This window comes from Streptomyces sp. CB02058, assembly GCF_001905505.1.
Classification (GTDB): Bacteria; Actinomycetota; Actinomycetes; order Streptomycetales; family Streptomycetaceae; genus Streptomyces.
Map to the genome: position 1 here is coordinate 185,530 of NZ_LIPG01000004.1, position 12,335 is coordinate 197,864.

The 12,335-nt window shown below is 69.3% G+C and carries 12 protein-coding genes; 4 read left to right on the forward strand and 8 right to left on the reverse strand.

Going from position 1 to position 12,335, the window contains the following annotated elements; all coding sequences use genetic code 11:
- Positions 1-9 precede the first annotated feature (9 nt).
- Complete coding sequence (locus AMK10_RS21480) at positions 10-297, reverse strand: hypothetical protein (protein WP_073749526.1); 288 nt, start codon at positions 295-297, stop codon at positions 10-12.
- Positions 298-421: 124 nt separating this feature from the next.
- The gene (locus AMK10_RS21485) at positions 422-853 is read right to left on the reverse strand and encodes a DUF2000 domain-containing protein (RefSeq protein ID WP_073749527.1); all 432 of its coding nucleotides are present in this window, start codon (positions 851-853) and stop codon (positions 422-424) included.
- 86 nt (positions 854-939) lie between these two features.
- Between AMK10_RS21485 and AMK10_RS21490 the strand changes: the two genes are divergently transcribed.
- On the forward strand, positions 940-1,776 hold the full coding sequence (locus tag AMK10_RS21490; protein WP_073749528.1) for a helix-turn-helix transcriptional regulator: 837 nt from the start codon (positions 940-942) through the stop codon (positions 1,774-1,776).
- Here AMK10_RS21490 and AMK10_RS21495 read toward each other — a convergent pair.
- The 4 genes from AMK10_RS21495 to AMK10_RS21510 form a co-directional block, all read right to left on the reverse strand.
- Positions 1,737-2,246 carry a mycothiol transferase gene (locus AMK10_RS21495; RefSeq protein WP_073749529.1) on the reverse strand — a complete coding sequence of 170 codons (510 nt, stop codon included), beginning with the start codon at positions 2,244-2,246 and terminating at the stop codon, positions 1,737-1,739. The genes AMK10_RS21490 and AMK10_RS21495 overlap by 40 nt on opposite strands.
- Before the next feature lie 52 nt (positions 2,247-2,298).
- A complete protein-coding gene (locus AMK10_RS21500; RefSeq protein WP_073749530.1) occupies positions 2,299-3,306 on the reverse strand; it encodes an alpha/beta fold hydrolase in 1,008 nt (335 codons plus the stop codon).
- 399 nt (positions 3,307-3,705) lie between these two features.
- Positions 3,706-4,419, reverse strand: coding sequence for a DUF4230 domain-containing protein (locus AMK10_RS21505; RefSeq protein ID WP_073749531.1), 714 nt, complete (start codon positions 4,417-4,419; stop codon positions 3,706-3,708).
- A gap of 197 nt (positions 4,420-4,616) precedes the next feature.
- Positions 4,617-7,454, reverse strand: coding sequence for a glycoside hydrolase family 48 protein (locus AMK10_RS21510; RefSeq protein WP_241839622.1), 2,838 nt, complete (start codon positions 7,452-7,454; stop codon positions 4,617-4,619).
- 378 nt (positions 7,455-7,832) lie between these two features.
- Here AMK10_RS21510 and AMK10_RS21515 point away from each other — a divergent pair, with 378 nt between their 5' ends.
- Positions 7,833-8,438, forward strand: coding sequence for a hypothetical protein (locus AMK10_RS21515; RefSeq protein ID WP_073749533.1), 606 nt, complete (start codon positions 7,833-7,835; stop codon positions 8,436-8,438).
- Positions 8,439-8,728: 290 nt separating this feature from the next.
- On the forward strand, positions 8,729-10,483 hold the full coding sequence (locus AMK10_RS21520) for a glycoside hydrolase family 6 protein (protein ID WP_079180817.1): 1,755 nt from the start codon (positions 8,729-8,731) through the stop codon (positions 10,481-10,483).
- Here AMK10_RS21520 and AMK10_RS21525 read toward each other — a convergent pair.
- On the reverse strand, positions 10,480-11,232 hold the full coding sequence (locus AMK10_RS21525) for a VanZ family protein (RefSeq protein WP_241839623.1): 753 nt from the start codon (positions 11,230-11,232) through the stop codon (positions 10,480-10,482). The two genes, AMK10_RS21520 and AMK10_RS21525, sit on opposite strands and share 4 nt — an antisense overlap.
- 100 nt (positions 11,233-11,332) lie before the next feature.
- Between AMK10_RS21525 and AMK10_RS21530 the strand changes: the two genes are divergently transcribed.
- Positions 11,333-11,833, forward strand: a complete 501-nt coding sequence (locus AMK10_RS21530) for a tetratricopeptide repeat protein (protein WP_073749535.1) — start codon at positions 11,333-11,335, stop codon at positions 11,831-11,833.
- Positions 11,834-12,082: 249 nt separating this feature from the next.
- Here the strand turns inward: AMK10_RS21530 and rpmG are convergent, their stop codons facing one another.
- The gene (gene rpmG, locus AMK10_RS21535; RefSeq protein WP_073749536.1) at positions 12,083-12,247 is read right to left on the reverse strand and encodes a 50S ribosomal protein L33; all 165 of its coding nucleotides are present in this window, start codon (positions 12,245-12,247) and stop codon (positions 12,083-12,085) included.
- Between the last annotated feature and the right edge of the window lie 88 nt (positions 12,248-12,335).

The following is a 12,335-nucleotide window of genomic DNA, read 5'->3' on the forward strand; positions in this document are numbered from 1 at the left end:
GGCGTGGGGTCACTCCACCGTCTGCGGAACCGGAACCGTTGCTCCGCCGCCGGCGCGTACGGCCTCGACGACACTCTGGTGGAAGGTCCGGCTTTCTTCCTCCGAACGGCACGGCACCGGACTGCCGGCCAGTGTGAACCAGTCCGAGGCGCCGCTGTACTGCACGGCTACCTCTGCCTGCCCTTCGATCCACGTCGTGTGCACGGTGAGATCACCGCTCACGACACCTACCTCTTCGGTGCGCACTCCGCCGGTTCCCGCGAAGACACCGAGGGTAGTCCACGATGCCCAGTTCATGACGCGTCGCCTTTCGGAGACAGTGACAAGCCTGTCAAGCGGACTTGATTCGAGTATGGCACCGAGAAGCATCACCCGCACGGGTGTGCCCGGGAGTATCCGGGCGGTGACGCCCGGGCACCGGTCAGGGGTGCATGGAAGCGCCCTTGAGGATCTTGTCCACGGCGTTGCGGGGCCCGTGGACGGCCAGGCCGACCAGGTCCAGCGCGTCCCGCGGCACGGCACGGACGGCTGCCCTGTTGGCCTCGTCGTGGCCGGTGGCGAAGAGGTCGGAGGTGAACACGGCCAGGGTCGCGCCCCGGCTCACCGCCCGGGTGTGGGCGCTCGTCAGCAGTTCCTTCGAACCGGCGAAGACGAGGACCGGCTGGCGGAACATGGGCAGGTAGGGGGTGTCGTCGGCGTCCGCGTACGGTTCGCCGACGACCTCGGGGACCTGAGTGCCGAGGCCGCTGACCAGGAAGGCAGTGACGTTGAGCCGCTGCCAGGTCTCCAGGTCGTCGCGGAGCAGTACGGCGATCTTGGTGTCGAAGCGTACGGGTGCGTTGTGGTCGGTCATGGACACAGCCTGGCGCCGGCCACCACCGCGGGTCTTGTACGAACTTTGCACGCTGGGCCCCGGTGAGGTTCTTGTATGGTTCAACCATGGGTGCACGTCCGGACATCACCGCGTGGCGTCCGCGGGTCGAGGGAATCGACGAGGTCTTCCACGCCCACTTCGCGGACCACTCCTATCCCATGCACACGCACGACGCGTGGACGCTGCTCATCGTCGACGAGGGAATGGTCCGCTACGACCTGGACCGTCATGAGCACGGTGCGCCCAGCTCGGTGGTGAGCCTGCTGCCTCCGCACGTCCCCCACAACGGCGGCGCGGCGACCCCCGAGGGCTTCCGCAAGCGCGTCCTGTACCTCAACACCTCGCAGATCGACGCCGACCTGGTCGGGCGCGCGGTGGACCGCCCCGTACTGCACGATCCCCGGCTGCGGCACCGCGTCGACCAGCTCCACCGGACGCTGGAGCGGCCCGGCGACGAGCTGGAGGCACAGAGCCGACTCTCGCTCGTCTCCGAACGCCTCGCCCACCATCTGCGCGACGAGTCCGCTGCCCCGCCGGTGCCTGATCCCAAGCTCGCCCACCGGCTGCGGGAGCTGCTCGACGAGCACGTCGTGGAGGGGGTGACGCTCCGCGATGCGGCGGAGCTGCTGCACTCCCATCACACCCACCTGGTACGGGCCTTCAGCCGTGAGTTCGGCATGGCCCCGCACCAGTACCTGACGGCGCGCCGTGTCGATCTGGCCCGGCGGCTGTTGCTCGGGGGGATGCGCGCGCCGGAGGTGGCGGCTTCGGTGGGGTTCTACGACCAGTCGCACTTCTCCCGGCACTTCAAGCGGGTGGTCGGCACGAGCCCGGGGCACTACGCGCGGACCGGGCAGGCTGCCTACCTGCGCTCCAGCGCACCGCGGACGAAGGCTGCCTGACCGGCGTGCTGAAGATCGTCGGCGATGACGCTGACGAGCCGCACGCCCAGGGTCACCGGGGGCGACCAGGAGTCGTCGACCACGCGTTCGAGGGCTCGGCCGTCGAGTCCACGGACGAAGTCGAGGGTCCGCGCGTGCACGGCGTCGAAGTAGTCGAGGAGCAGGGCGGGCGACTCCACCCGTACCGACGCGACCTGCGCGCTGCTGTGTCCGTAGCCGGTCGAGCCCTTCTCGAGGGGCAGTTCGAAGCGGGACGCCCAGCCCTTCGCGAACCAGAGCTGTTCGGTCCCTGCCGCGTCGGCGACATGGTCGTCCTGGACGCGCGTGAGGTGCCAGACGAGCCAGGCGATCGAGTTGGCGTCGTCGTCGAGCCTGGCGTTGAGGTCCTCGGACGGGAGACCTTCGACGGCGGCGTGCACCGCTTCGTGGATGCGCTCGAACGCATCGGCGAGAATCCCTGCACTGTTCATACGACCACCATGGCCGGTGCCCCGTCCGGCCCCCGACTTCGACACGCGGCGGTCACGGGTGCACGGTGTGCAGCCACTTCGTGAGCAGGGCGTTGACCTCCGCGGCGCGTTCCTGCTGGATCCAGTGGCCGCACCCGTCCAGGACGTGCGAGGACACCAGCCCGGGGAGCGTGGTGGGGTAGGCGGCGATCGCGTCCGCCATCCAGGTGGTGGAGGAGTCCAGGGCGCCGCCGATGAAGAGCGCGGGGGCGGTGAGCCGGGCCCCGTCCCACACGGCCAGGTCCTCCCAGTCGCGGTCGACGTTGCGATACCGGTTGAGTGCGCCGGTCATGCCGGTCCGCTCGAACTCGGCTGCGTAGAAGTCCAGTTCGGACTCGGTGAGCCAGGACGGCAGCGGGCCGCGGGTGAAGCGGTCGCTCATGGACGCACCGGTGGGCACGAAGAACGGGCTCTCGGCGCCGGGCCCCGGCATCGTGTCGGCGGAGAGCGAGGTGTAGAAGCCGGCGAGCCATCCGCGTACGTCGGGTTCGATCTCCGCCTCGGCGCGGCCGGGCTGCTGGAAGTAGCTGACGTAGAACTCCTCGCTCCCGCCGATACGGGCGAAGCCGTCGGTCGGCCGGACCGGGTTCCAGGGGGCGTAGGGGACGCTGAGCATGCCCACGGCGGTGAACATGTCGGGCCGCAGCAGCGCGCAGTTGGCGGCGATGGGCGAGCCCCAGTCGTGGCCGACGACCGTCGCGGTCTCCTCGCCCAGCGCGTGGACGACACCGACGGCGTCGGCGACCAGCGCCGTCATCCGGTAGGCCTCCACGGGATCCGGGGCCGAGGAACGCCCGTAGCCGCGCACGTCGACGGCGACGGCGCGGAAGCCCGCGGCTGCGAGGGCGGCGAGCTGATGCCGCCAGGAGTACGAGGTCTCGGGGAATCCGTGGACGAGGAGGACGAGAGGGCCCGTCCCCTGTTCGAGCAGATGGATCCGGCCGCCGGGGACGTCCACCAGGCGGTGGACCGCCCCGGGGACGCTCACGGAGGGCTCTGCGGCGGGAACGGGCTGGGGCATGTCTCTCCTCGGGCTGCCGGGGCCGGTCCACATCGGTCCGTGGGGCCGGCTGTCACCCCATGATTCGGCTCCACCGCAGGACCGGACAAGACAACTTGCCGTTCCGGCAAACCGGCCGGTCGCGCGCTCGGCGCGCTCGGCGCGCTCGGCGCGCTCCAGCAAGGAGGCGCACGAGGTGTGCGCGGGCCGAGGCCTCGTCCGGGTGCCGGGCGATCACCTGGTAGATGTGGACGCGGCAGTCTCGAGGGACGGCCGCGTCAGAGGCGTTCGGGTTCCGATGGGCAGGGCGCACTCCTCGTGCGCGTCTCCGGCCGAACGCGACGTGTCCGCCGTACTCCGCGCTCGACAGCCGTGCTCCGAGGGCTCGGTGCCGCCGCCGCGGCACGGCTGCACGAGGGGTCAGGTGGTCGTGTCGGTGTAGGTGACGGTCACCTTCTCGAATCCGAGCGAGCCGAGCAGTCCCTGGAGCATGGAGGTGGTGTTCTTCTCCGCCCGCTCCGTGAGCCCGCTCTCCTTCGCCGCCTCGCCGATGTGCTTGGCGGCCAGCTTGTTGACGGCCTGTTCGCTGCCGGGGTTGTCGGAGAAGAAGTCGCCCAGCCGGTCCAGAAGCCCTCGCTGCTTGGACACGGCGTAGGAGCGGTCCGGATTCAGGGCGGGCTTGCCCAGCACCGCGTGGGGCAGGCGGAGTTCGGCCGTGGTGCGGTCCTCGTTGACGCGCACCCCGTTCGCCCCGACCTTCCCGAGGTCGACGGAGGCCCCGACCGTGCCCGCCCCGACGTACAGGGTGCGGGTGCCCCGGATGGCGTCGGGCAGGAACTTGGCGTCCTTCTCCAGGTCGACGACGACCTGGAAATTGCCGGACGCGGCCTCGTAGGAGCTCATGTCCTGGATGGACTTGAGGACCGCGGGGCCGGAGCGGTCGGTGGTCTCCTCGCCGAAGAGGTCTCCGAATCCGGGCACCAGGCTGAGCCTGCTGCCCAGGAACAGCAGGACCAGTGCCGCGGCGCACACCCCGGCGAACGGCAGGCATCCTCGCGTGCGGGCGCGACGGCGCGGCGTGTCGCCGTGGCCGGGTTCGCCCGTGCTGTCTGTCCTTACGTCAGTGGACGTCATACCTTCCGTGTGACCCCGTCGGGCGGTTTCAGTCCGCCGGGTTGTGCCGACTACGCCAGATCCTGTAGCGAAGGCGCGGCCCTCGGGCTCCGGCTGCCGCCCGCGACCCCCCGCGCGCGCTGGACGGGGTCCCGGCCGCCGGCGGCTGCTGCCGACGGCCGGGACCCCTGGGGAAGCGGTCGTTCAGGTGCGGTCACTCACTCCAGTAGATCCGCGTACGCCCCCAGAGCCAGGGCGATGTCGGCCTGTGCCCAGAACCGGTGGTAGGTGAAGACCGGGGCGGCTCCGCCGTCCAGGTATGCCTGCACCTTCGGCCAGTTCGGGTCGTCCTTGTAGAACGACCGGATGGAGAGGAACGTCGAGTCGTTGTCGACGGTGTCACCGTTGGGCATGGCGCCCGTCCAGCCGTTCGGGACGTACACCGGGTCGTCGAACCGGTTGTAGTCGGCGCGCGTCTCGGGCACCGCGACACCGGCATCGTCCTGGTAGTGGCTCCACATGCCGTCGAGCAGACCCTCGGCGACGGTCTTCGCCTCCGTGTCACCGGACTTGGCGGCGTAGTAGGTCAGCGTCCTGGCATAGGCACCCGCCACACCGACGTCGTTGGTGTAGTCGGCGACCGTGACGTGGAGTCCGGCGTTGGCACCGGGGTTCGACGCGTTCCAGGTGTCGGGCGCGCCGGACCACTTGAGGGTGGACGGCATGAGATAGGTGCCGTCCGGGTTGATGGTCGTCTCGGACAGGGCCCAGTCGACCCACTTGTCCAGCACGGCCTTGGCCTGGGCGTCGCCCGACTCGTGATAGTACTCGGCGACGCGCTCCATGGACCACGCCTGGAAGCCGAACCACTGGTTGGACGGCGGGTCGTGGTAGACGGGCTTCTCGTCGTAGTACATGCCGTAGAAGGTCGGGGTACCGGCCGGCGGCTGGGCGTAACTGCCCTTCCAGCTGTTGGTCGCACCGCCGGCGATGGCACCCTCGTCGGACTGGAGCCACTGATAGAAGTCCATCTGCCGGTCCAGGCTCTTGGCCCAGTCCTGCTGTCCGGTGGCCGACTTCGGCTTGAGGTCGGCGACCGAGCTCAGCGCGTAGGCCGCCATCGGGTTCTGGTATCCGCCGTGGGCGTGGCTGGAACCGATGCGCCAGGACCAGCCTGCCGAGGTGTTGGTGGCTCCGCCCCAGGCGTAGTACCAGGACATCAGGTAGTGCGCGCTGTCCTTGCCCGTGCCCGCGGCGCAGGTGGTCGGGCCGACGCAGTTGCCGACCTTCTTGAAGTACTTGTCGAACATGGAGTAGCGGAGATAGTCACCCATCTTCGCCGCCTTGCCCACGGTCGCCGAGACCTCGGCCGACTTGCCCTGCTCCTTCGCCCAGACATCCGCCCAGTAGGCGGCCTGTACGGCGCGGGCGTCCGCGTCGGGGGCGTTGGTGAACTTCCACTGCTTGGCGTAGGAGGCGTCACCCGTGAACAGGTCCAGGTAGCCGTTGTCCCCGCCATAGGTGAAGTTGTCGCAGGTCGGGTGGGTGACGGTCTCCCAGACCGACTCCTGGGGCCCGCGCTGGAAGGTGTTGATGTACGAGGGCCCGGTCTCCGTGGGACCTGCCGAGCACTTGCCGGGCGTGTTGCCGTATCCGTAGACGTTGTCCACGTCCTGGATCCAGTGCATCCCGTAGATGTCATCGGTGCCGTACGCGCTCTTGAGCTCGGCCGCGATGGGGTCCGATCCGGAGGTCGCCGAACCGTCGAGGACGGCCGGGTACTCGTTCGGGGTGTCGTGCTCGGGCGCGTAGGTGGCGGGCTTGGACGCGTTGTAGAAGGAGTTCGTCGGCTGGTCGGCGTGGGTGGGGATCATGTACTTCTCCATGGTGTCCCACGCACCGTTGAACTTCGTCCAGTCGCCGGTGATCTTCCCGTACATCGCCTGGATCCAGATCAGGTAGCTGTACGCCTCCGACGTCGTCTCGTGGCCGTGGTCGGGCGCCTCGACGATCAGCGTCTCCACGGAGTGGTAGGGGATGCCCTCCGAGGAGAAGTAGCCGTTGGCCGGGTCCGTGATCTTCCCGTACAGGTCGAGGAAGCGGGCGTCGTAGTCCTTCGCCGCCGCGAGCTGGGTGACGGTGACCTCGGACTTGCTGTGACCCGGGGCGGTCACGGTGAAGGTCGCGGCCCCGGTGCCGGAGGCGTCCGCCGTGACGGTCACCTTCTGGGGCGTGGACCAGTTCGCCGAGGTGAAGGTGAGGCTCGCACCACCGGTGACGCTGAGGCCCGTGTTGCCCGCGGTCCTCGCCACCGTGACGGTGACCGACGAGGTGGGCGCGGTGGACAGCGATACGTTGAAGGTCCCTGACTTGCTCTGCTGCACGCCCAGTTGGGCGGGCGTCGCGACGACGGCCGGACCCGCGACGACGGTGATGCCGGCGGGTGTCGACTCGGCGGACGCGCCGAGGCTGTCGTACGCCCTCGCATACACGGAGTGGCCGCCGGCGGCGAGGCCCGAGGCGTTGAACGTGTACGGGGACGTCGTGTCCGTGCCCAGCAGGGTGGTGTTGTCGTAGAACTCGACCTTGCTGATCCCCGCCCCGTCCGCGGCCGCCGCGGTGGCGGCCATCGGAATCGTGTCGCCGGCGGAGAAGACGGCGCCCGCCGCCGGACTGGTGAGGACGGCGATCGGCGGCTGGTGCGCGCCCGTGCACGCGGTGCCGTTGACCGCGAAGCTGGTCGGTGCGGTGTTGGTGCCGCTGTACGAGAACTGCGCCCCCGTGGTGACCGCCGCTCCGGCGGCGACGCTGCCGTTCCAGGCGGCGTTCTTGACGGTGACGTTCTTGCCCGACTGGGACCAGGTCCCGTTCCAGCCGTTGGTGAGCTGCTGGTTGCCGGCGTACGCGTAGGTCAGGGTCCAGCCGTCGATCGCGGCCGTGCTCCTGTTGGTGATGGTGAGTTCGGTGCTGAAGCCCGAACCCCAGTCATTGGCCTTGTAGTCGACGCTGCATTGGACGGCTGCGGCCTGGGCCGGAGTACCGGCTGCTGCGGTCATACCCAGTGGGAGGGCTAGTGCGGCAACGAATGCTGTCCACAACCGTCGGTTTCCGGCTCCGGTTCTTCCCGGTCTTCTCGGTAACCACGTTCTTCGTGCGCGTCCCGATGGCATGCGCGGTACCTCCTCGCGGCTCGGCGACATGGGGGGCGTGCAGGGTTGAGCACAAGCCTTGAACCAGTGGGAGCGCTCCCAGCATGGGGATGAGGAAAAAGAGAGTCAAGAGACTTGAAGAGTCGAATTATTTCGATAGCAAGAGTTGAGAACTGGTGTGTTGACCGACACCACTTGACGCTCTAACGTCATGCCACACCAGTGGGAGCGGTTCCATCAGTGGACGTGCCGTAGGGGGCATGCCCGATCTGCAAGGAGTCGCTCATGCGTCACCCCTCGCACTTCTCGCACCTGTTCAAGCTGCTCCTCGGAGCAGTGTTCGCCACGGCCGGCGTCGCTGCCGCCCGCATGGCCGCTGCTTCCGGATCCGCCCCCGTACGCACGGTGGACGGCGGTATCCAGGAAGCCGGCACCGCGGCGGGAACGAGGCCGGACGGGACATCTGCGATCGGTGCGAGCTCCGGTCCGACCGGATCCACTGCGCCGGCGGTTCTCTCCGCCTCCACCGACGGGCTGCCCGAACCGGGCACCCGGAACAGCGAGCTCCTCGACGACGCCTCCGTGCGGGCGGCCGACGACGAGCGCGCCGAGACCCCCCTTGTTCCCCTGACCGAGGAGTACAGGCTGGGCCAGACCACGACGAAACCGCAGTACGCGGGCGAGAACGAGCACAGCGCCGTGAAGGACCCCTCTCCGCGCGGCGAGGACCAGGGCACGGCTCCCCCGGGCGGGAGAACACCCGCCCCGGGAACACCACACCGGCGACACCGCCGGCAGCTCCGACGCGCACCCCGGCCGCACCTGTCCGGGCGACGGCCAGGCCGCGGGCATCCAGCGCCCGCCGCCACCGCCCGGCGCGTCCACAACTGAGAAGTCCGCGCGAACGAGGACCGCTGGAAGTCCCCGCTCGCACCGGTCGACACCGAAGTCCCCCTCGCCGCAGGCGAGATCGGTGTGAACCCTGTCCCCACGGCTTCGGCCGACCGGGTCACGCAGCGGTTCGACGACCACGGACCCGCTCAACCGGACGGACCTGTAACGCGTGGGACCACTCCACAGGCCCCGTCCTTGATCAGCGACTACGAACGGAATCCCCACCCGTACGGAATCGGGCCGCGTCATCTCCGCGCGCCCTCTACAGCTGAGGAAACGGAATTCGCATGAGCCGCACGAGCCGCACCAACCTGCGCCGATCCAGAATGGCGCTCATAGCGGCGGGAGCCCTCGTCGCCGCAGCCGCGGGATCCGCCGCCGCGGCGGCCCCCTTCGGTACCGCCGCAGCCGCGGCAGCCGGCTGCAAAGTCGACTACAAGATCCAGAATCAGTGGAACGGCGGGCTCACGGCCTCCGTGAGCGTCACGAACACCGGTGACGCCGTGTCCAGCTGGCAGCTGGAGTGGTCGTTCGCCGGCGGCGAGAAGGTCAGCCAGGGCTGGAACGCCACCGTCACGCAGAGCGGGGCCGCGGTCACCGCGAAGAGCCTCTCCTACAACGGCGCGCTGGCCACCGGTTCGTCCGCCTCCTTCGGCTTCAACGCGACGGGCAACGGCAACAGCACCGTCCCCGCGACCTTCAAGCTGAACGGCGTCACCTGCAACGGAGACGTGACGGGTCCGACCGACCCGCCGGACCCGACCGACCCGCCCACCGATCCCCCCGCGGGCGACAAGGTGAACAACCCCTACGAGGGGGCCAAGGTCTACGTGAACCCGGAGTGGTCCGAGAAGGCCGCCGCCGAGCCGGGCGGAAGCCGGATCTCCAGCCAGCCGACGGGTGTCTGGCTCGACCGCATCGCCGCCATCGAGGGCGCCAACGGCGGAATGGGCCTGCGCGACCACCTGGACGCGGCCCTGACGCAGAAGGGCTCCGGCGAGCTCGTCGTCCAGCTCGTCATCTACAACCTGCCCGGACGTGACTGTGCGGCTCTCGCCTCCAACGGTGAGCTCGGCCCCACCGAGATCGGCCGTTACAAGACGGAGTACATCGACCCGATCGCGGCGATCCTCGCCGACTCGAAGTACGCGGGTCTGCGCATCGTCACCACCATCGAGATCGACTCGCTGCCGAACCTGGTCACCAACACCGGCAGCCGCGCCACGGCCACCCCGGCCTGTGACGTGATGAAGGCCAACGGCAACTACCAGAAGGGCGTCGGCTACGCCCTGAACAAGCTCGGCGACGCGCCCAACGTCTACAACTACATCGACGCCGGGCACCACGGCTGGATCGGCTGGGACGACAACTTCGGAGCCTCCGCGGACCTCTTCCACGAGGCCGCGACCACCGAGGGCGCGACCGTCAGCGACGTCCACGGCTTCATCACCAACACGGCCAACTACAGCGCGCTCAAGGAGACCAACTTCAAGATCGAGGACTCCGTCAACGGAACCTCGGTGCGTCAGTCGAAGTGGGTCGACTGGAACCGCTACACGGACGAGCAGTCGTTCGCCCAGGCCTTCCGCAACGAGCTGGTCTCGGTCGGCTTCAAGTCCGACATCGGCATGCTGATCGACACCTCGCGCAACGGCTGGGGCGGCACGCAGCGGCCCACCGGGCCGGGTGCCACCACCAGCGTCGACACCTATGTGGACGGCGGTCGTATCGACCGGCGCATCCACCTCGGCAACTGGTGCAACCAGTCCGGTGCGGGCCTCGGTGAGCGGCCGACGGCGGCGCCCGCGGCCGGCATCGACGCGTACGTCTGGATGAAGCCCCCGGGGGAGTCGGACGGTTCCAGCAAGTTGATCGAGAACCCCGACGGCAAGGGATTCGACCGGATGTGCGACCCGACCTACACGGGTAACGCACGCAACAACAACAACATGTCCGGTGCGCTGCCCAACGCCCCCATCTCCGGGCAGTGGTTCTCGGCGCAGTTCCAGGAGCTCATGAAGAACGCCTACCCGGCGCTCTAGGCTCCACGTCGGCGGGGTCCGGGCGCTCTCCCGCCCGGGTCCTCCCGATGGCCACGCCACTTGTCGAAAAGAGCGCGTCCGCGAGCAACCGGCGCGGACGCGCTCCGGCGTGCGCCGGAGCCGGCCTTCGCACCGGCCCCGGTGCGGGGCTTGGCCTTCGCACCGGCCTTCGCCATCACGCCCGGCTTCCCCTGCCTGGTCTTCGTACCGGGAGCGGCCTTCGTGCCGGGCTTGGCCTTGGCGGTGGGCTTGGTCTTGGCGGCCTTCGTCTCCGTGCCGGTCGCATTCACGGGAGCCGGCTTCACGGCCAGTTCGTGGTAGCGGTGACTGATGCGCCGCCCCAGCAGCAGGTAACCCAGCAGCGCACCCGTGGTGTTGAGGATGACGTCGTCGATGTCGAAGGCCCGGCCCGCCACGAGCGCGCCCTGCGCCAGTTCGACGACCGCTATGACCAGGACGGTCAGCACGATCATCCTGAACATCCGCAGCCGGCGCGGCACCATGATCGGCAGCAGCACGCCGAACGGCGCGCCGAGCAACAGGTTGCCGCCCGCCTGCTTGCACGCTGCAAGGAAGGTGTAGTCCTCCGCGTACTGCCGCAGGGACCGCCCCGGCCGCAGGTTGGAGGTCACGATGCCCTCCGAGGCGGGTGATGGGGTGAGTGTCACCTTCGCCAGTACGACGGAGAAGGCCACCAGGGCCAGGAAGGCCGCGGCCAGCACCACCGCTCGCAGCAGAAGTCGTGTCATGTCTCTGCGTCGTGCACTACGATTCGCCTCTGCTGTCATGGCGGATCGGATGCCCCCAACTCCGTCGGCCACACCCACCCTCGGGTGCGACCATGTGCGCATGAGCGCACAGAACAAGGACGAACCGTTGGCCGAGGCCGTGCGGCTTCGCGAACAGGGCCATCCCGAGCAGGCCAGGGAACGCCTCCTCACCCTCACCGCCGCGTTCCCGGACGACGCGGACGTCGCCTATCAGACCGCCTGGGTCCACGACGTGCTCGGCCTGGAGGCCGAGGCCGTGCCGTACTACGAGCGCTGCCTCCAGAGCAAGGACCTCGCCGAGGAGGACCGCCGGGGAGCCCTGGTGGGACTCGGCAGCACCTACCGCGTGCTCGGCAGGTTCGGGCAGGCCGTCGAGACGCTGCGCCGCGGTGTGGAGGAGTTCCCGGACGACGGCGCCCTGCGCACGTTCCTGTCCATGGCCCTGTTCAACACCGGCGAGCACCACGAGGCCATGCAGCTCCTGCTGCGCCTGGTGGCGACGACGAGCGACAGCCCGCACGTGCGGAGCTACCGGCCCGCCATCGAGCACTACGCCGCGGACCTGACGCGGACCATGTGACGCCGGTCCGACCGCTTCGGGGCAGAAGGAAGCCCCGGCCGGATCGGGGGAATCCAGCCGGGGCGGTCTGTGTGCGGGGGCGAAGGCGGCTCGCTGTCCAGCGGGCTCCGCCCGGCCGCTCCCACGTATAGATGAACGATAAACCACCGCGCCGCGTTCCCTGGAACCGGCACCCCTTCATGTGATCCACACCACGACCACACAGGTCGCAGGGGTGCGCCGGAGGCGGCGCGACGGCACCGCCGAAGGTCAGCGGGCCTCGCGGAACACGACGTGACGCCCTGCGGCCGGGTCGAACTTCCGCAGCTCCAGCCGGTCGGGGTCGTTGCGCCGGTTCTTGCGCGTGACATAGGTGTGGCCGGTTCCGGCGGTCGACCGGAGCAGCACGACGGGCCTGGTCTCGTTGCGCGCCATGGGGCCTCCAGAGAAGGTGCCGACCCCAGCCCCTGGATGGGAATGGGTGTCGTTTTCTTTACTGACCGCTGCAACGCGCGAGGACGCG